Source organism: Sphingomonas endolithica, from assembly GCF_025231525.1.
Classification (GTDB): Bacteria; Pseudomonadota; Alphaproteobacteria; order Sphingomonadales; family Sphingomonadaceae; genus Sphingomonas; species Sphingomonas endolithica.
The window spans coordinates 473,095-492,996 of sequence record NZ_CP103057.1 but is presented as its reverse complement, the minus strand read 5'-3'; the positions used below and the strand labels follow the sequence as shown (position 1 = coordinate 492,996).

17 protein-coding genes are annotated in these 19,902 nt (G+C 67.2%); 9 read left to right on the top strand and 8 right to left on the bottom strand.

Translation table 11 applies throughout. The annotated features are described in order from the left end of the window. Positions 1-49: 49 nt before the first annotated feature. The gene (locus tag NV382_RS02450; protein WP_260598965.1) at positions 50-757 is read left to right on the top strand and encodes an SDR family NAD(P)-dependent oxidoreductase; all 708 of its coding nucleotides are present in this window, start codon (positions 50-52) and stop codon (positions 755-757) included. 123 nt (positions 758-880) lie between these two features. Here the strand turns inward: NV382_RS02450 and NV382_RS02445 are convergent, their stop codons facing one another. From NV382_RS02445 to NV382_RS02435, 3 genes are all read right to left on the bottom strand, one after another. After that, positions 881-2,143, bottom strand: coding sequence for an SAM-dependent methyltransferase (locus NV382_RS02445; RefSeq protein WP_260598964.1), 1,263 nt, complete (start codon positions 2,141-2,143; stop codon positions 881-883). A 43-nt stretch (positions 2,144-2,186) separates the two neighbouring features. Next, complete coding sequence (locus tag NV382_RS02440; RefSeq protein WP_260598963.1) at positions 2,187-3,560, bottom strand: cryptochrome/photolyase family protein; 1,374 nt, start codon at positions 3,558-3,560, stop codon at positions 2,187-2,189. An 83-nt stretch (positions 3,561-3,643) separates the two neighbouring features. Continuing rightward, entirely contained in the window at positions 3,644-4,537 is an 894-nt protein-coding gene (locus NV382_RS02435) for a histone deacetylase family protein (protein WP_260598962.1), read from the bottom strand. Between the two features lie 60 nt (positions 4,538-4,597). On the opposite strand from NV382_RS02435, the gene NV382_RS02430 reads away from it, so the two are divergent. The 8 genes from NV382_RS02430 (at position 4,598) to corA (ending at position 12,242) form a co-directional block, all read left to right on the top strand. Beyond that, entirely contained in the window at positions 4,598-5,572 is a 975-nt protein-coding gene (locus NV382_RS02430) for an alpha/beta hydrolase (protein ID WP_260598961.1), read from the top strand. Between the two features lie 114 nt (positions 5,573-5,686). Further along, complete coding sequence (locus NV382_RS02425; protein WP_260598960.1) at positions 5,687-6,169, top strand: RNA pyrophosphohydrolase; 483 nt, start codon at positions 5,687-5,689, stop codon at positions 6,167-6,169. 88 nt (positions 6,170-6,257) lie between these two features. Then, positions 6,258-7,151, top strand: a complete 894-nt coding sequence (locus NV382_RS02420) for a DUF481 domain-containing protein (RefSeq protein WP_260598959.1) — start codon at positions 6,258-6,260, stop codon at positions 7,149-7,151. Between the two features lie 290 nt (positions 7,152-7,441). Further along, the gene (locus tag NV382_RS02415) at positions 7,442-8,650 is read left to right on the top strand and encodes a hydrolase (protein WP_260598958.1); all 1,209 of its coding nucleotides are present in this window, start codon (positions 7,442-7,444) and stop codon (positions 8,648-8,650) included. Then, a complete protein-coding gene (locus NV382_RS02410) occupies positions 8,647-9,669 on the top strand; it encodes an arginine N-succinyltransferase (protein WP_260598957.1) in 1,023 nt (340 codons plus the stop codon). The genes NV382_RS02415 and NV382_RS02410 overlap by 4 nt, the downstream gene beginning before the upstream one ends. 1 nt (position 9,670) lies before the next feature. Beyond that, complete coding sequence (locus NV382_RS02405; protein WP_260600278.1) at positions 9,671-10,924, top strand: N-succinylarginine dihydrolase; 1,254 nt, start codon at positions 9,671-9,673, stop codon at positions 10,922-10,924. Between the two features lie 65 nt (positions 10,925-10,989). Next, a complete protein-coding gene (locus NV382_RS02400; RefSeq protein ID WP_260598956.1) occupies positions 10,990-11,211 on the top strand; it encodes a hypothetical protein in 222 nt (73 codons plus the stop codon). 62 nt (positions 11,212-11,273) lie between these two features. After that, entirely contained in the window at positions 11,274-12,242 is a 969-nt protein-coding gene (corA, locus tag NV382_RS02395; protein ID WP_260598955.1) for a magnesium/cobalt transporter CorA, read from the top strand. A gap of 17 nt (positions 12,243-12,259) precedes the next feature. Here corA and NV382_RS02390 read toward each other — a convergent pair whose 3' ends face one another. The 5 genes from NV382_RS02390 to tssM all read right to left on the bottom strand — a co-directional run bounded on the left by NV382_RS02390 (position 12,260) and on the right by tssM (position 19,900). Next, positions 12,260-13,117: an HpcH/HpaI aldolase/citrate lyase family protein gene (locus NV382_RS02390; RefSeq protein WP_260598954.1), complete on the bottom strand. Its 858-nt coding sequence runs from the start codon at positions 13,115-13,117 to the stop codon at positions 12,260-12,262. Between the two features lie 165 nt (positions 13,118-13,282). Next, on the bottom strand, positions 13,283-15,112 hold the full coding sequence (locus NV382_RS02385) for a serine/threonine-protein kinase (protein WP_260598953.1): 1,830 nt from the start codon (positions 15,110-15,112) through the stop codon (positions 13,283-13,285). After that, on the bottom strand, positions 15,109-15,870 hold the full coding sequence (locus tag NV382_RS02380) for a PP2C family protein-serine/threonine phosphatase (protein WP_260598952.1): 762 nt from the start codon (positions 15,868-15,870) through the stop codon (positions 15,109-15,111). The genes NV382_RS02385 and NV382_RS02380 overlap by 4 nt, the downstream gene beginning before the upstream one ends. Beyond that, a complete protein-coding gene (gene tagF / locus NV382_RS02375; protein WP_260598951.1) occupies positions 15,867-16,394 on the bottom strand; it encodes a type VI secretion system-associated protein TagF in 528 nt (175 codons plus the stop codon). Before tagF ends, NV382_RS02380 begins: the two co-directional genes overlap by 4 nt. After that, positions 16,364-19,900 carry a type VI secretion system membrane subunit TssM gene (tssM, locus tag NV382_RS02370; protein WP_260598950.1) on the bottom strand — a complete coding sequence of 1,179 codons (3,537 nt, stop codon included), beginning with the start codon at positions 19,898-19,900 and terminating at the stop codon, positions 16,364-16,366. Before tssM ends, tagF begins: the two co-directional genes overlap by 31 nt. Positions 19,901-19,902: the final 2 nt, after the last annotated feature.

The following is a 19,902-nucleotide window of genomic DNA, read 5'->3' as shown; positions in this document are numbered from 1 at the left end:
CCTGGATCCTGAAACGAGTTCAGGATGACGGTCGCATATAGGACTCCCGATGACCGACCTCCCCCTCGCCAACCAGATCGCGCTCGTCACCGGCGCCAGCCGCGGGATCGGCGCGGCGACCGCCAAGGCACTTGCTGCCGCCGGCGCCCACGTGGTGCTCACCGCGCGCACGGCCAAGGGCCTCGAGGAGGTCGAATCCGCGATCTTCGACGCCGGTGGATCGGCCACGATCGCACCGCTCGATTTGACCGAGACCGACAGCATCGCCCGACTGGGCCTCGCCATCGGTGAACGCTGGCCGCAACTCGACATCATGGTGCTGAACGCCGGGATGCTCGGCAGCCTGACACCGGTGCCCGCGATCGACGCCAAGGAATTGGCGCAGGTGCTGACGCTCAATGTCAGCGCACAGGCGGCGTTGATCGCGGCGTTCGATCCGATGCTGCGCAAATCGGCACGCGCAAGGGTCATCGGCATCACCTCCAGCGTCGGGCGCACCCCGCGCGCCTATTGGGGCCTGTACGGCGCCTCCAAGGCAGCGTTCGAGGTGCTGGTCGCGGCCTATGGCGAGGAGATGGAGCGGATTAGCAACATCCGCACCGCCATCCTGGATCCCGGCGCAACACGCACCAAGATGCGTGAACGGGCCTATCCTGGCGAGGATCCGGCATCGGTCAAGGAACCGGCCATCGTCGCCGACCGCATCGTCACGCTGGTGCAGGAAGACTTCCCCACCGGCCATTTCGAACGCGTCTAACTCCTCCCCGGCACGGGGAGGTGGCGCGCATAGCGCGACGGAGGGTGCTCTCCCCAAGCGCTGCCGCTGCCGGCCCACCCCCTCCACCAGCTGCGCCGGTCCCCCTCCCCGTTCCGGGGAGGATTAAGCTTTCACCAAAGTCACTTGCGCGACATCGATCCCACCACCTCTGAACCCGCCCTCGCAATACATCAGGTAATAGCGCCACAGCGACACGAAGTGCGCGTCGAACTCGGGCGGCAGCTTTCCAGCCTCCACCGCCGCATCGAACGCCACCCGCCAGCGCCGCAACGTCTCGGCATAATCCTGCCCGAACGTCACGCGATCCTGCCAGCTCAGCCCATGCTGCTCCGCCAATGCGCGGAAGCGGCTCTCCGACAGCAGCATGCCCCCCGGAAACACGTAACGCTGGATGAAATCTATATTGCGCGCATAGGATTCGAAGATCGCATCGTCGATCAGGATATACTGGATCGCCGCACGCCCGCCCGGCTTCAGCGCCCCGGCCACCGCCTGCAGATAGGCCGGCCAATATCGCTGCCCCACCGCCTCGACCATTTCGATGCTGACGACCGCGTCATACTGCCCGCCGACGTCGCGATAATCGGTGAGCGACACCGTCACGTCATCCAGCCCGGCCGCCGCCATGCGCGCATCGACCGCCGCTTTCTGCTCCGCCGACAGCGTAATGCCGTGTACCTTGCGCCTAGCGCGCGCGGCGAGCTCGGCAAACGATCCCCAGCCGCTGCCGATCTCCAGGATCGTGTCACCGGCCGATGTTGCCGTCCGGTCGAGCATCGCCTTCAGCTTGACCGTCTGCGCATCCTCGAGCGACTGTTCGGGCGCGGTGAACATAGCGCTTGAATACGTCATGCTCGAATCCAGCCACAAGGCGTAGAAATCATTGCCTAAATCATAATGGAACTCGATGTTGCGCCGAGCGCCTTCCTTGTGGTTGCGGCGCAGCCAGTGCGTGATCCGCCCGACCAGGCGCTTGAAGCCCCCTGCCCGCGCCGTTTCGCCCAGCGACACGGCGTTGCGCATGAACAGGTCGAACAACGGCACCGGATCGGGGCTAGACCAGTCGCCATCGGCCCAGGCGCGGTACCATCCGGCCGAACCGCCGGTCACCAGCCGCACGATCGCGCGCCAGCTGGGCATGTCGACCACCACCGCCGGCCCCGGCGCGCGGCCGCCAAGCAGACGGTGCGTGCCGTCGGGCAAAGTCGCCGCGATCGAGCCACTCTGCAGACCGGCATCGATACGGTCGAGGATGCGGTGGAACAGCCGGTTGAAGCGGTTGAGCAGCCAGTCACCCTTGCGTGCCGGGCGCCTGCCCGGCCCGGCCCCAAAGCGGCGCCCTCGATTGGGTGTGATCGCGTTCATCGGCGGCCTCTTGCACCGAGGCTCCGCCGACGAAAAGCGATTTTCACCGCGTCCGCGCCAACGCCGCCAATGCTCGCTCCCGCCCCTCGCGGTGCCCAATGATCTTCGCCGGATAGCTGGCCGGGCGACCGCCGAAGGCGTCCGGATCGTGGATCGCGTCGTCGCCGAGCGCCGCCAGCTCGGGCACCCACGCGCGGATATAGCCCGCGGCATCGAACTTCACCGATTGCGTAAGCGGCGCCATGATGCGCGAGAACATGTTGGCATCGATCCCCGTGCCCGCGGTCCATTGCCAATTGACCGTGTTCGATCCGTAATCCGCACAGCACAGGCAATCCCAGAACCATTGCTCGCCGGTCCGCCAGTCGATCAGCAAATGCTTGATTAGGAAGGAAGCGGTGATCATCCGCACGCGATTGTGCATCCAGCCGCTGGCCCACAATTGCCGCATCCCGGCATCGACGATCGGATAGCCCGTGCGCCCTTGCTGCCACGCCCGCAGGTCGGCATCCGCCTCCGGCCCGCTACGCCAGGCGAGGCGATCGAGGTTGGGGCGCCCGTTCTGCCCCGCGTAATCCGGATATTGTAGGATGACGTTCTGGGCATAATCGCGCCAGGCGATCTCCTTGAGGTAGGTCGTCGTTTCGCCTCTGGCCTTGGTCACGTGATGCCATACCGTCGCCGGCGAAATCTCCCCGAAATGAAGGTGTGGCGACAGCCGCGACGTCAGTTCGTCGGACGGCAGGTTGCGGCCGGCATCGTACGCGCCGGCATGGTCGTGGAAGTTGGCGAGCCGCTCCTGCGCGCCCTCCTCGCCCGGCGTCCATTCCTCGGCAAAACCGGTCGCCCAATTGGGCTTGGTCGGCAGCAGGGTCCAGTCGTCGAGCGCGTCGCTTTTCGGCCAGTGCGTCGGCGCGGCAATGCGCTCGGGCGCCGCGGCGGGCGGCGGCGGCGGCATATGCTCGCTCAGCGCGCGCCAGAACGGCGTGTAGATCTTGTACGGCTGCCCCGACCCGGTGGTGATCGTGCCCGGCGGCGCCAGATAATTGCCGTCATGGCACACCAGATCGAGCGTGCTGGCCACCGCCTGTTCGGCCTCGCGCCACCACGGTTCGTAGTGCCGCAGGCAATGCACCCGCTTGCTCCCCGTCTCCGCCGCCAGCGCGGCCAGCACGTCAGCCGCCACCCCGCGCCGCAGGATCAGCCGCGAGCCCTTGATCCGAAGCGCGAGATCGAGCGAGGCCAGGCTGTGATGCAGCCACCAGCGCGACGCCCCACCCATCCTGCGCTCGCCGGGCGTCTCGTCGTCCAGGATATAGACCGGGATAACCGGCCCTACCGCCGCGGCGGCGATCAGCGCGGCCTGATCCCACAGGCGAAGATCACGGCGCAGCCAGAGCAGGGTCGGTTCCGGCATCACGCATCATCTCCATCCTACACGTCGCGCCTCAGTCGACGGGCGCACAACGCATGACGGCGGACTTGTTCCTGCCATCGCGATCAGCCGCGGGCGGCGAATGCCTGCCCCAAGGTCAGCATGCTGCGCACATGCCGCCCCGCCACCTCCATCGCGTCGGCACCATAGCCGCCGCCAACCGTGCTCGCGAGCGGCAGGGCACGCTCGATCGCCAGCCGCGCGATCAGTCGCTCCCGGCGCTCCAGCCCGCCCAGGGTCAGCGCGAGCCGACCCAGCCGATCGCCCTCATAGGGATCGACCCCCGACTGGTACAGGATGAGGTCCGGCGCGAAGTCGTCGAGCAACGGCACCAGCGTGGTCTCCAGCCTCTCCAGATACGCCGCATCGCCCATCTTGTCCGGCAGCGGCACGTCCAGCGTCGAGCGTGCCTTGCGCACGGGGAAGTTCTTCTCGGCATGGATCGAATAGGTGGCGATCGTCGGGTGACCGGCGGTGAGCGCGGCGGTGCCATCACCCTGATGCACGTCGCAATCGACGATCAGCGTGCGGATACCCTCCGCCGCCAGCTGCACCGCCGCCACCGCCAGATCGTTGAACACGCAAAAGCCCGCCCCCGTATCGGCCAGCGCATGATGACTGCCGCCGGCGCTATTGACGGCAAACCCCCGCTCCAGCGCCAGCCGCGCGGCAAGCCAGGTGCCGCCGGGCACCACCCGCGACCGACGCGCGACCTGCGGCGTTACCGCAAACCCGATCCGGCGTTCCTTCTCCGGCGGCACGCGCGCCTCCAGCACCTCGGCGACATAAGCGGGGTCGTGCACCGCCTCCAGCCACGCGACCGGCGTCGGCTCGGGCGTGAACCAGTCGACATTCTCGGCGCGCAGCAGATCGCGGATCAGGCCGTTCTTGTTCCATTGATAGGTGCTGCGCGGCGGCGCGGGTGCGACATAATCGGGGTGGTGGACGATCGCGATCATGCCGCTTACCTAATCATCGACGAGCCGCCGCGCCACTCGCTGCGCACAGGAGAGCAGTGCATGACCGATCCCTATATCCGTCCCGATACCAAGGCCTTCCTCGGCTTTCTCAACAATATGCCGGGGCCCAGGATGCACGAGATGGATCCGGCGACGGCGCGGGCGCAATATCTGGCGATGAAGGATATCGCCGATCCGCCGATCGGTGATCTGGGGGCCAGGCTCGACCTCGTCATCCCCGGCCCGGCCGGAGACATCCCCGCCACGTTGTTCGATGCCCGCGCCAATCGCGCACCCGGGCCGGCGGTCGCCTTCTACCATGGCGGCGGCTTCGTGATCGGCAATGTCGCGACCCATGCCAGCTTCTGCGCGGCGATAGCACGAGCGCTCGATCTGCCGGTGATCTCGATTGATTATCGCCTCGCGCCCGAGGCCCCCTGGCCCGCCGCCCCCGACGATTGCGAGGCAGCGACGCGCTGGATCGCCGACAGCCCGGCGGCGCTCGGCCGCGCGGTGACCAGCCTGATCGTGTGCGGCGACAGTGCCGGGGGCAATCTGGCGATCGTCACCGCGATGGCGTTGCGCGATGCGCCGGCCCGGGTGCCGGTGATCGCGCAACTGGTCTTCTATCCCGCCACCGACAGCAGCGCCGAATATCCTTCCTTTGCAGAGTTTTCCGACGGTTATCTACTGACGCGCGCGAGCATGAACTGGTTCGGTGCGGCCTATGCGGCCGAAGCAGAACATATACGCTCCTCGCCCTTACGTGGTGACTTGGCCGGACTGCCGCCCGCTGTGGTGATCACCGCCGGCCTCGATCCGCTCCGCGATCAGGGCCGCGCCTATGCGGCCGGGCTGACCAATGCCGGCGTGGCAGTGGTTTTTCGTGAGGCCAAGGGGAACATCCACGGCTTCATCACGCTCCGCCAGGCGATCCCCTCGTCCAGCGGCGACGTCGCCGGCGCCTTTGCCGCGCTGAAGGCACTCGTCACGGAGGCGGAAGGCGAGCGGGTCATGGCCCAGGCCGCAGCTTGAGCATCGCCTAAGTACTCCCGCGAAAGCGGGAGCCCGAAGCCGCAAACGTGGCGCTTGTCGCCCTGGACCCCCGTTTCCGCGGGGGAACCCATATGAAGTTCGAAGGATAAGAACATGAACCACGCCAACCTCCCCTATCGCCCCTGCGCCGGCATCATGTTGCTCAACGCCCAGGGCAAGGTGTTCGTCGGGCAGCGCATCGATACCACGCTGGAGGCGTGGCAGATGCCGCAGGGCGGGATCGACGATGGCGAGGATGCCGAGACCGCCGCGATCCGCGAACTGGGCGAGGAGACCGGGATCCCCCCCGACAAGGTCGCCTTGCTCGCGGTCGCCCCGCAGGAGCTATATTACGACCTGCCCGAGGACATGATCGGCAAGGTCTGGAAGGGCAAGTATCGCGGCCAGGCGCAACGCTGGTTCCTCTACCGCTTCCTCGGCGACGATGCGGATATCGACATCACGACCAAGCATCAGGAATTTCGGGCCTGGTCCTGGATCGACCCGGCGGACCTCCCGGGCGTGATCGTGCCGTTCAAGCGCGATCTCTACCAACAGGTGCTGGCCGCGTTCGCCGATCATCTGCCGCCGCGGTAGGAGGATGCAGCGACCAGACGAGCCGCTTGCGCGATATATCGGACAATTGGCAGTTACGCCGTCCTGCCCGCCGCGCTATCGATGCCGCATGCGTGCGCCCTTCATCGTCCTGCTACCGCTGCTGGCCCCATTGTTGCTCGGCAACACGGACATACCGCCAGCGGTGCGCGCGATGCTGGATGCCGCCATCGCCTCGGGCAACCCGTCCGAGGTGGCGATCATCGAGAAATATGCGCGCGGTGCTGCCCCCGACAGCGCGGACGCGATCAGCGTGGTGGCCAACAATTGGCGCGCCGAGCGCGAGGCGGTGCGCGAGGCCAAGCTGCGCGATGCCGGCCCGTTCGATCTGTGGACCGGCAATGCCGAACTGGGCGGCTATGTGTCGACCGGCAATACCGAGAATATCGGCGTCAGCGGCGCGGTGAACCTGACGCGGGAATCGCTGCGCTGGCGCCATAAGCTGCGCGCGGCGGCGGATTATCAGGAGAGCCTGGGGCTGGCCAGCCGCGAGCATTATCTCGCCGCCTACGAACCCAATTTCAAGTTCGGCCGGCGCGGCTACCTATACGGCGCGGCGCAATATGAAAGCGACCGCTTCCTCGGCTATTACGATCGCTACTCGGCCTCGATCGGCGCCGGCTACAACGCGATCAAGGGGCCGGCGGTCACGCTCGATCTGGAACTCGGGCCCGCGTTTCGCCGCACCGACTTCACCGATGCCACGATCGAAAGCAGCGTGGCGGCGCGCGGCTCGCTCGATTTCGACTGGAAGCTGTCGCGCTCGGTGACGTTCAGCCAGGATGCCTCGGCCTATGTGCAGCAGTTCAACAGCACCCTGTCTGGCACCACCGCGCTCAACGCCAAGCTCATCGGCCCGCTCGCCGCCAAACTGTCTTACACGGTGCAATATGAGAGCATGCCCCCGGTCGGACGGGTCGGCACCGACACCACCAGCCGCGCGTCCCTGGTGTATAGCTTCTAGCACGCGTCCACTTTACGTGATCGCCTGCGCTAACCAGTACCCCGGCGACGGCCGGGGTCCAGTAGCGGCACAGACGAGACGCGCGCTGCGCTCGATCATTTCCGCCGCTACTACTGGACCCCGGCCTCCGCCGGGGAACTGGAGCTAGATAACCAAGGGGACTCACCTCACCCATTAACCTGACGTCATCATGCTCTAGAAGCCCGACATAAGGCTCGATCATACCAAGCGCCCCCGCGACGATCCCGGAGGGGGTGGAGCGACACCCCCCGACCGGCTAGGCTCCCCCGATGACCGGCCTCTCCCCCACCGAACACGACATCCTGAACACCGCCCGCGCCCAGCCGATGCTGGCGCAGGTGGAGGATTGGGCGGCAATCAATTCCGGCACGCGCAACCTGGCCGGCCTCGCCCAAATAGCGGAACGGCTGACAGCCGCCTTCTCGATCCTGCCGGGAGCGCTTGAGTTGGTCGCAGCCGCACCAGCCGAAAGCGTGGCGGCAGACGGCAGCGTCTCCGAGGTCGAGCACGGCCAGCACCTGCATCTCGCCGTCCGGCCTGGCGCACCGCTGCAGATGCTGTTCACCGGGCACATGGACACCGTCTACCCGGTCGATCATCCGTTCCAGACGCTGACCTGGCGCCCAGATGGCACGCTCAATGGGCCCGGCGTCGCCGACATGAAAAGCGGGCTCGCCATCATGCTGGCCGCCTTGACCGCGATCGAGGCATCGCCGCTCGCCGCCCGAATCGGCTATGAGGTGGTGATCAATTCCGACGAGGAAACCGGCTCCTTCTCCTCCGCTGCCCTGATCGCCGCGGCGGCACGCGGCAAGGCGGCGGCGCTCACCTATGAGCCGGCGTTGCCCGATGGCACGCTGGCAGGCGCGCGCGGCGGCACCGGCAATTTCTCGATCGTGGTGCGTGGCCGTGCCGCGCATGCCGGGCGCAATCCCGAGGATGGGCGCAACGCGGTGGTTGCCGCGGCCGATATCGCGCTGCGGCTCAACAAGGCGCGCGGCCCTCGCCTTGCCGTCAATCCCGCGCGGATCGAGGGCGGCGGGCCGAACAACGTCGTGCCCGATCTTGCCGTGCTCCGCGTCAACTTCCGCCCGGCGACGCAGGACGACATCGCCCGGGCCCAAGCACAGATCGACAGCGCCGTGGCGATGGTCGCTGCCGAACATGACGTGCATGTCTCGGTGCATGGCGGCTTCAACCGGCCGCCGAAGCCGATCGATGCCGGAGCGGCACGATTGTTCGACCTCGTGCACGCCAGCGGCGCGGACCTCGGCCTGCCGATCGCCTGGCAACATACCGGCGGGGTGTGCGACGGCAACAATATCGCGGCCTGCGGCGTCCCCGTCGTCGATACGATGGGCGCCCGCGGCGGCGCGATCCATTCCAGCGACGAATATCTGATCCCCGATAGTCTGGGCGAGCGCGCCGCGCTCTCCGCCCTGACAATCGCGCGGATCGCAACACGAGGTGGCCTGTGACGTTCCGGATCCGTGCTGCGCGCGATGGCGACCTGCAGGCGCTGTACGAAATGGCCAAGCTGACCGGCGGCGGCTTCACCAACCTGCCGGCGGATCGCACCTCGCTCAAGGCCAAGCTCGAGCGCAGCCACGAGGCGTTCGCCCGCGACGCCGCCGATGGGCAGATCGTTGACGAATTGTTCGTGCTGGTGCTCGAGAATAGCGAGACAAATGAGGTCCGCGGCACCTGCCAATTGTTCACCCATGTCGGGCAGCGTTACCCCTTCTACAGCTACCGCATCGGCACGCTGACGCAGCACAGCAAGGAACTCGGCCGGACGTTCCGGGCCGACATGCTTTCGCTCTCGACCGATCTCGAAGGCTGCAGCGAGGTCGGCGGGCTGTTCCTCCACCCGGGCGAGCGCGCCGGAGGTCTGGGCATGCTGCTCGCGCGCAGCCGCTACCTGTTCATCGCCCAGCACCGCGCGCGCTTCGCCGAGCGGATCCTCGCCGAACTGCGTGGCGTGATCGACGAAGCGGGCGGATCGCCGTTCTGGGACGGCCTGGCCGGCCGCTTCTTCGGCATGAACTTCCAGGACGCCGATCATTTCAACGCCATCCACGGGCACCAGTTCATCGCCGATCTTTTTCCCAAGCACCCGATCTACACCGCCATGCTGAGCGAGACGGCGCGGGCCGCGATCGGCTTACCGCATCCAAGCGGCCGTGCGGCGATGCGCATGCTGGAGAATGAAGGATTCGCGTTCGAGAATTACATCGACATCTTCGACGGCGGCCCGACGATGACGGCACGCACCGGGCAAGTCCGCTCGATCCGCGACGCGGCACCGGCGCCGGTCGCCGCGGTCGGTGGCCAGGGGGGTGCCAAGGCGCTGGTCGCGACCGGCATGCTGGCCGAGTTCCGCTGCGCCTATGGCGAGGTACGGCAGGATGCCGGCGGGATCGCGATCGACGGCCAGTGCGCCGACGTGATCGACGTACGGCCGGGCGATGCGGTCCTGCATGTCGCGCGCTTCTGACATGCTGACCGAGATCAACTTCGACGGCCTGATCGGTCCGAGCCACAATTATGCCGGCCTCAGCCCCGGGAACCTCGCCGCGACCGGCAACGCCGGCCGGGTGTCGCAGCCGCGCGCTGCGGCGCTGGAGGGTATCGCCAAGATGCGCGCCAACATCGCGCTCGGCCTGACGCAGGGCATCCTGTTGCCGCATGCGCGGCCCGATCATCTTTGGCTGGAGCGCCTTGCCACCACCTATGCCGAAGCCCCGGCCCACCTGCAGGCGCAGGCCATGTCGGCATCCGCCATGTGGGCGGCGAACGCGGCGACGGTCTCTCCCGCGCCCGACAGTGCGGACGGGCGCTGCCACCTGAGCGTCGCCAACCTCGTCACCATGCCGCATCGCAGCCACGAATGGCCGGAGACGCTGGCGCAATTGCGGCTGGCCTTCGCCGACCCGGTGTTCGCGGTGCATGGCCCCGTCCCCGCCCCGTTCGGTGACGAGGGCGCCGCCAATCACATGCGGCTCTGCGCTGCGCACGACCAGCCGGGCGTGGAGATCTTCGTCTACGGCGTGTCGGGCGGCCCCTACCCCGCACGACAGCATCGCGAGGCAAGCGCGGCCGTTGCGCGGCGGCACCGGCTCGATCCGGCCTATACCTTGTATGCGGCGCAGTCCGAGGTGGCGATCGCCGCCGGTGCGTTCCACAACGACGTGGTGGCGGTCGCCAACGAACGCGTGCTGTTCGCGCACGAACAGGCGTTCGCCAACCCGCAGTCGCTCTACGCCGATCTGCGCGCGGCGCTGCCCAAGGTGGAGATCATCGAAGTACCTGCCGCGCACGTCAGCCTTGCCGATGCCGTGTCCTCCTACCTGTTCAATGCTCAGCTGGTCACCTTGCCCGGCGGCGGCATGGCGCTGATCCTGCCGCAGGAAGCACGCGACAATCACGCGGTATGGCGCTGGCTGCAGGCGCTGGTCGCGGGCAACGGTCCGATCCGGCATCTGGAGGTGGTCGACGTCCGTCAGTCGATGGCCAATGGCGGCGGCCCCGCCTGCCTGCGGCTGCGTGTCGTCGCCGATCCGATCAGGGTCGATCCCCGCTTCCTGGTCGACGGCGCGAAGCTCGATCGCATCGCAGGGGTGGTCGAGCAGCATTGGCCCGAGACGATCGACCCCGGCATGATCGGCGATCCGGCCCTGGTCGGCACCGTCGAACGAGCCCGCCTCGCGCTCCTGGAGGAGCTCGATATCGTCGAATTAATTTACAGGTAACCATCTTCGCCGGTGCAGTATCGGCGGACTTCCCCATTTGGCGCGAGACTTGCTCTTTGCATGCCATGTGGAAGAAGATCGCTAATTTGTTCATCATAAAAACCAAGTTCGAGGCCTTCCTCGTCATCTACGGCCTCGGTTTGGGATCGGTCGAACGCGGCGTCCACTATCTGCAGCAATATCCCGGCTATGGCGGCTGGATGCTGTTCGCCGTCTGCCCGATCGCCGTGTTCATGGCCGGCGCGCGCATCCTCGACTCCATCGAGCGGGAGCATGACGATCGCTGAGCGCTGGACGCCTTGCCCGCACGCGCTTAGTCGGGCGACAATTCCTGTATGAGGTGCCCCCCTTGAGCGTCGTTGCCGCCTACCACTACCGCGATGGCAAACGTATTCGCGACATCTCGATCGACGAACCCTCGCCGTGCGGCGGCGATACGTCCGAATTCGTCTGGATCGGCCTGTTCGAGCCCGCCGACGACGAGTTGATGAAGCTCCAGGACAAGTTCGGGCTGCACCCGCTCGCGGTGGAGGATGCGTTGAAGGCGCATCAATTGCCCAAGGTCGATATCTATGGCGACCAACTGTTCGTCATCGCGCGCACCGCACATCTCGATGGCGACAAGATCGCCTATGGTGAAACCGCAATCTTCGTCGGGCGCAACCACATCATCACCGTTCGGCACGGCTCGGCGCGGGCGCATAGCGAGCTACGCCAGCACCTCGAAGCGTCGCCCGCCTTGCTCAAGCTCGGCGTCGATTACGTCCTGCATGCCATCATCGACTTCATCGTCGACGGCTATCAGCCGATAGTCGATGCGATCGAGGAGGAAGTGCTGCAGACCGAGCAGCATGCGATGAACGCCTCGCTGGCGGCCGACGAGACCGCGCGCCTGTTCGCACAGCGTCGCGAGGTCATACGGTTCCAGCGCATCATCGGTCCGATGGGCGAAGTCGCTAACAAGCTCGCCAATCTCGACATGCCATGCATCGATGCCGAGGCCAGACCCTATTTCCGCGACGTGCTGGATCACGTGCGGCGCGTCGAGAACATGGTCGGCGGCTTGCGCGACGCGTTGACGTCCGTGTTCGAAGTAAGCGCGCTCCTGGAGCAGCAACGCCAAGGCGCGATCACGCGCCAGCTCGCAGCCTGGGCAGCGATCCTGGCCGTTCCGACCGCGATCGCCGGCATCTATGGCATGAACTTCGAATATATGCCCGAACTGCACATGCACTACGGCTATCCCGTGGTTGTTGCCGTGATCCTGGTCCTATGCACCGCGCTGTTCCTTCGCTTCAGGCGCACCGGCTGGCTATAACGGCGGCACTTCCCGGATCAGCCGCGCGCGAGTATGGCGCGCGCCTGTTCCAGGTGCAGCAGTTCCACCATCCGGCCATCGAGCCTGATCGCGCCCCTGCCCGCATTCTCGGGCTGCGCAAAGGCAGCGACGATCCGCGCCGCATCGTCAAGCTGCGCCACCGACGGCGCAAAGGCGCGGTTGCAAATGTCGATCTGGCGGGGATGGATCAGCGTCTTACCGTCAAATCCATATGCCACAGCCAGCGCACATGCCGCGGTAAATGCCTGTTCATCCTCGAAATCGTTCGACACGCCGTCGAGCACGGTCAGGCCGTACGCACGGGCGGCGATCACCGTCTGGGCCAGTGCCGGCCGTATGACGGGCGATGCGGGTTCCGCTGCGATGCCGATTTCCTTGGCAAGATCGTTTGTGCCGAGCACCAGGCAGGCGAGCGCGCTGTCCTTCGCGCAGGCCGCAATCTGCGCGATGTTCAGGATCGCTGTGCACGTCTCGATCATCGCCCAAAGCCCAACGGGACTGGCCATGCGATCGAGCTGCAGCTGACAGGCGGCTATGTCCCCCGCCCCCTGCACCTTGGGAACGAGGATGGCATCGGGCGCCGCCTCGACCACCGCAAGCAGGTCGTCGCTACCCCATTCGGTATCCAGTGCGTTGATCCGGATCACGATCTCCCGCGATCCAAACCCGCCAACCTGCACCGCCTCAATTGCCTGGCGTCGCGCCTCTAGCTTTGCCGCGGGAGCGACCGCATCTTCGAGATCGAGGATCACTGTATCGACCGGCAAAGTTCGCGCCTTGGCAATCGCGCGCACATTGGAGGCCGGCATGTACAAGGCGCTACGACGGGGCCGCGGGGAGAAACGATCTGGCATGAAGACCTGATCGCCGCTCAAGTGCCAGCGCGCAAGTCCCAGCCGACGGCGAAGGAGGTACGCCGAATGCCAGTGGCTAGGCGAGCCGGCAGCTTGGCGATGCAAATCAGCGCCGCCGCCGACGTTATCGTATTCATCCCCGACATCGCCGCTGCCAAGCTGGCTTCAGTCCTTTACGTCGTTGACCGACTTGAACCACACCATGTCAGCCTGCCAGCCACGTTCCGCGGCGAGCGAAACAAGCTTGTCTCGCCATGCCGCATCACGCGCGCCGAGCGAGGGCGCCACGATCGCAGGATCGAACGGCCCCGTACCGCTCACCAGCAACAACCCCGACCAGCCTTCATGATCCAGATCGATTTGAAGCCGATACCGGTCCCCGCCAAGATCAGTGATCGGCAGCCCGTTGCGCGATTGCTTGACCTGCGCGGCGAACGCGGCGCGGCTTGGGATGAGCATGTCGATCTTGCCCGAAGGTTCCAGCCCGACAAGCGTGAAATCGCGCGTCGGATCGGCGACGGCGATGCCGATCACCGCGCTGGCGGCGATCGTTCCCGGGTAAGCCGAGTCAGGCGGTTGTCGACGCATCTCAAATCGCCGTTGCGCGACGTTGAGGCGATTGCCGTCGCGCGCACTGATCTGGCGATAGGCATCGAGTGCGGCGCACCCAGCCTGCGTGATCGGCGACACGTCCGAGAAGTCGAGATCGGCGGCGCCGACACCCTGGGAGGCAAGCGCGTGACTTATCTCGGCCTGTGCCATCGATGGGTTGCCAGCAACACCGGTCAGCGCGATCTTCGTCTGTGGGGTGCCGGGCTGGATTCCGGCTACCCGCAGCCAGGTGCAGTTTACCGAGGGCAAAGCCGAATTGATCGCATTGCGCGCCACCTCGACCGGATCACGCGCCGCGACGATTGCCGTTGGTGCAGCGGCCCCAGGGCTCTTCTCGCGGACCAACAGGAATGCCGCGAGCGCGGCAAGGATCACCAGCACCACGCCCGCGCCGATCGCGATCGGCATCCAGCGCGGCATCGCCTTAGACACCGGTGCAACCGTCATAGGCGAATCGATCGCCGCGAGTTCTGCCAGCACCGCATCCATCGACGCCAGACGTTGATCCGGATCGGCGCGGGTCATTTTCTCGAGCAACGGCCGCAGAGTGTCCGGCGCGGCGGACAGGTCCGGCCCGGCGCGGCGCTTGTCGACCGCATCGACCAGCGACCCGCCGAGCCCGACATCGCGCCCCTTGGCCACTGCCAGGATCACCAGCGCAAGACTGTACACATCGGTCCACGGCCCCAGGCGCCGGTTGAAATCACCCAATTGCTCGGGCGCGACATAGCCGAGCTTGCCGGCGAACCCGTCGCCGACGATCGTCGCCGTGCCGGGATCGAGATCCTTGGCGATGCCGAAATCGATAATTTTCGCGCGGGCCAGCTTGCCGTCGCCAAGCAGGACGTTGTCGGGCGAAATATCGCGATGGATCGCGCCCAGCGCATGCGCCGCGCGTAGGCCGGATGCCAGGCGTTGTAGAAGCGCGGCAAGCTCAGCCGGCGTCGCGGAGATCGTGCCGAGCACATCTGACAGGTTGGTGCCGTCGATATATTCGGTGACGATGTAGAGCACGCCGAGCTGTGGCTCCTGCGCCAGCACGCGATACTGCACCACCGCCTCATGGTGCAGCCGCGTCAGCGTCTTGGCCTCGCGGCGGAACAGCGAGATGACGTTGGGGTCCGCCGCCAAGGACGGCAGCATCACCTTGATCGCCACGCGCTCCTCGGTAATCGCATTGGCGCCCTCGAACACCTCGCCCATGCCGCCGCGCGCGATGAAGCGCTTCACCTCGAAGATATGGTTGAGGATATCACCGATCTTTATCCCCTTCGCAGCCGACACGGGCAGCGGCTGGACCGGCGCGGCGGGCTCGAACACGGTGCGATCGGGATCGGCCGATGGTACGAACACCGTGCGGCCGTCTTCCTCCTCCCCGCTCACGAGAAGGCGCCCGGCAGCGCGAAGGTCAACAGGGTCGCTTCCTGCACGCCGACCACCAACGCCGTGACATTGTCCGGCGCGCCGCGCTCCAGCGTCAGCGCGATCAACTGGTCGAGCGTCGCCTGCTTGTCGCCGTGCGCCAGCAGTTCGGCCAGCTCGGCGTCGGGCACCTGCCCGGTCAGTCCGTCGCTGCACAACAGGAACACGTCGCCCGGCTCGACCGTATCGACGACGACGTCGACTTCGAGTACGCCCTGCACGCCAACCGCGCGCGCGAGCACATGGCCGCGCGGATGCGACGCCGCCTCGTGCGGCTGGAGCAGCCCGCGATCGACCATTTCCTGCACCTGCGTATGATCGCGCGTCAGCTGGTGCAGACGGGAATCGCGGAACAGATAGATCCGGCTGTCCCCGACCCACAACACGCCGAAACGGCGATCGCGGATGAACAGGGCCGCGACGGTCGAGCCCATCTGCTGCCCGCGCGCCTGCGCTTCCTGCCAGATGCGCGCATTGCCGGCATGGATCGCACCGGCGATCACGTGACATGCCTCGTTGAACCCGGCGGGCAGCTCGGCCCCGGCAAGTACATCGGCTAAGGTGCGCGACGCCCAATCGCCATGCGCATGCCCGCCCATTCCGTCGGCCACCGCCCACAGGCCGTCCGCGGCACGCGTGCAATAGCTATCCTCATTGGCCTCGCGCACCATCCCGACATGCGTCGCGACCACTGCCTCGATGCGCAGCGGCGCGTTCACGACACGGTCTCCGCGCCACGCAGCATCGTCGCGATCAGATCGTCGGGGCGTTCGCGGGAGAGCGTGGCGGCGGCAAAGCCTTCGCCGCCCAGGGTCCACCAGCGTGATTCGCCCTGGTCTTCCGTCGTGTCGGCTAGCACCGCAGCGCGATCGACTAGTTGATCGGCGGTCCAGCCGCCGCCGATCGCCTCGTACAGCAACGTTTCGCACGCCTCGGCCGCGTCCTCGCCACCGCCGCCCACCGCAAGCAGCAGCGGGAAACGTCGGCCGGCGGCGTCCTGCGACGGTGCCAGCGCGCCCGCCATCGTCGAGGTGACGAAGCGCCAAGGCGGCGCATTTTCGTAGCGCTCGTCGAAAGCTTCCCCGGCGCTTTCTTTTGCCGCGACCAAAGAGGCCGACAGCCAGCTGTCGAGCGCATCGCGCTCGTCGGGCGCCCAGCCGCGCGACACGAAATCGCCATGCGCCGGCAGCTTGCCGAATAGCAGCACGCCGCTCACAGCGCGCTCGGGCAGCGGAACGACCATAAACCGCCGCGGCTGAACGGATTGCGCTCGCTCGGCAGCCCGATCAGCAAAGTCGCGCCGCCGCTGCCGGTGCCGAAGCTCGCCTTCATCGCCTGCGGTCCCGCATTCTGCTTCACCGCCTTGTCCATCAGCCGGAACACCGCCCAGGGGCCCTCCGCCTCGAACCGCGCGATCTCGGCCCCCGGCGCCGGCTCGCCGCCCGCCGCCGCTGCCGGCCCGGGTCGATAGAGCACGACGGAAGCCTCCGGGAGCCCGCCGCTCGCCGACCACAGCAACGGCTTGGCGCCATTGGCCGCCGGCGTGAAGCGATAGCGCGTGCCCCCACTCGCCACCTCGACCATGCCGACATCGTTGCCCCAGGTCGCCACCGACACCTTGATCGGCAGCCCCCCGGCGAGCAGATCGCGCAATTCTCCGGCCTTGGCGAACGCCTCCGGGCTCGACGGGTTGAGCGCCGCGGCGATCGGATCGTCGCTGCGCCAGCGCCACACCGGCCCGCGCGTCTCGAGCAGCGGCTTCAACCGAGTCTGCGCAAAGCCATCGATCACGCCGCCCATCCCGAAGACGCGCAGCACGTCAACCATGGCTGCGTCCGCCGGGGCGGCACCGAAGAAAGGGTAGTGCTCCTGGGCAACCTCCCGGCATACTGGGAGGACGCTTTGCGCATAGGCATCGGACACCGCGCCGGTCGCTGCGCCGACCTGCGCCGAGGCGCCGCCGCCGGTGGTCGCGGCAACGAAATCCTGCAGTTGCGGTGGCGCGCCGGCCGCCGCCGCCCGCACCGAGGCCATGGCGGTGGCCATCTGCGCCTGGGTCGCGTCGGCCCCGCCGCCGCCGCCGACCGATTGCGCCGCCATCACCGCTTGGCCCGCCGATTTGAGCGCGGCGACGAACTCATCGACCGGCGCCGAGCCGCGGCCATCGCCGGCATATTCCTGCAACGGCTGGAAATAGGCGCTGATCTCCTCGCCGGCGTCGATCCCGGCGGCGCGATCACGCCCCGCTTCTTGCGCGAACCGCCCGACCCGTGAGCGGTTCAAGGCATAGCGCGTGGCGCGCGCGACGCCGGCCTTCGCGCCACCCTCGAACAGCGTGTTCTTGCGCAGTTCGAGCAGCACGCGTTTCAGCGGCGACGGGCTCTTAGTGAACGCGCCGAACGCCACGGGATCGCGGAAATACGGCCCCGGCTGGAGCGATTTCAGCACGCCTTCCCATGCCGCGATATAATCCTTGGCATACAGCCCGGCGACGCCGGGGCGGACATTGCTCATCTCCTCGCGCACGCTGCCGGTATCGGCGTCGCCGCCCAGCACCCACAGATCGCGCTTGAGATCCTGCTGCACCGTCGCCAGCCCGACCATATACGCGCGCTCGTACCCGTCGCGGGTGAAGAAATACGGGATCCGCGTCGACAACACCTGCTTGGGATTGGCGAAGGCCAAAGCATCGCCCTGCGACAGGATATTGGCCACTTCCCACGGTGCGCCCGCGCTCGCCGCCTTCTGGCGCAGCACGGCATAGGCGCGATCGGCCAGCGACAGCGTCTGCACTGCGGCGCGCGCCTGCACCACCAGCGGGCCGTCGAGCGGCGGTTTGCGGTTCGGCCAGACGCTGGCCATGTCGGTATCGCCGAGCAGGGCATCGAGATGCTGCGCGAGCTGGCCGCGCTCGCCCTGGCTGTCGGCGCCGGGGAAGACCTCGGTCGCCCAGTCGTTGGTCACCCAGGCGCGCACCGTCCTGGCATCGAGCGGGCCTTGCTGACCGAGCATGAGATAGACTTTGAGCGGCTCGTACAGGCGCATCGGATCGCCGCCATCGGCCTTCATTGCCGTCTCCAACCGCAGCAGCAGCCGCGGCAGCAGCACGCGGCGCAGCGCATCGCGGTACGTCTCCTCCGCCTCGCGGCTGAGGCCGGACTGGTACAGGCCGAAGGTCATGGCGAGCGGCGGCCCGCCCGAGGTGCGCGCGGCGAACCCGCGGGGGAGCGCACGCAGCGCGTTCAGGCCTGGCAGCGCGGCGCGCAGGTCCGCATCGCCGTCGCGCACTTGGCGCAGATCGACGCCGGCCTCGCGGAACTGCGCTTCGGCCGCCGCGGTCTGGCGCGCCAGATCGTCCTGGAAGCTGCGGTTCTGCGCATAGCTCACGCCCCAGGCGGTCAGCAGCAGCGCGCCGACGATGCCGATCGCGCTGATCGCGCCGATCAACCGCCCGCGCAGTCGCGCCTTGGCGCCGGGGTCGGTGGTGACGAGGCCAGCTTCGGGGAACATCACCTCGCCGAGCAGGCGGTTGAGAAAATAGGCCCGGCCGCTCGAGCCGCCGGGGGCGCTCTGCACCGGCTGGTCGTAGACCTCGGCCATGCCGGCCATGATGCGATCGAGCGGCGTGCCTTCCTGCATGCCGCTGGTCAGGTAGAAGCCTCGCAGCACGCCGCCCGGCTCGTCCCCGGCGACAAACGCCCCGTCGAGGAAGCGCATCAGCCGCGCCCGCAACGAGCGCAGCTGCGCCGGCAGCCCCAGCATCAGGGCGCGGCGGCGGGGGTCAACTTCGTCGTAAAGACGCTTGGCCTGGCGGTCGGCGATCGCCTGCGCCATTTCGTCGAACGCGCGCGCGAGGGTGTCGGCATTGGCCTTGCCGTCGGCGAAGGTCAGCGTGCTGCCCAGCACCGCGCGCCGCCCCTCGACATCGAGATCATCGAAATATTCGGTCATCCCGGCGAGCAGATCGGCCTTGGTCAGCACGACATAGACCGGCGCCGCGACTTCCAGCGTACGGCGCAGTTCGACCAGCCGGCGGCGCACCGCGCGGGCGTGGGCGTCGATCTTGGCGCAATCGCTGCGGATCAGTTCATCGACGCCGATCGCGACCATGATCCCGTTGATCGGCTGCAGTGGCCGATGCCGCTTGAGCAGACCGAGGAACGCGTTCCACCCGGCAGCATCGATCGTATGATCCGAATCCTGCGTCGTGTAGCGCCCGGCGGTATCGACCAGCACCGCTTCGTCGGCGAACCAGAAATCCAGGCTGCGCGTGCCGCCGACGCCGCTCACCGCCTGCTCGACAAACGGGAAGCGCAGGCCCGAATTGAGCAAGGCCGTGGTCTTGCCCGCTCCCGGCGGCCCGATGATCATGTACCAGGGCCGGGTATACAGATAATCGCGCTTCTTGCCCGCCGCGCCCTTCAGCTTGGCCAGCGCCTCGCCCATCCGCTGCCCGAGCGCGCGGCTCTCGGCATCGGCCGCATTCGGTCCGGCCAGTTCCGCCGCGATCGCATTGGCGGCACGCCGCCTCTTGCGCAGGCGCAGATAGACCGCGAGCAGCCAGAGCGCGACCACGCCGAGCGCAAACGCCACCCGCACCCATACCGGCCGCATCCAGCCGACGAACAAGGGCAGCCCCAACGCAAGCAGCGCCGCGAGCAGGATCGTGCAGGTGATCGTGACCACCCACCAATTGCCGAACAGGACCTTGAAGACCCTGCCGAAGAAACGCTGGATCGCCCACCGCATGC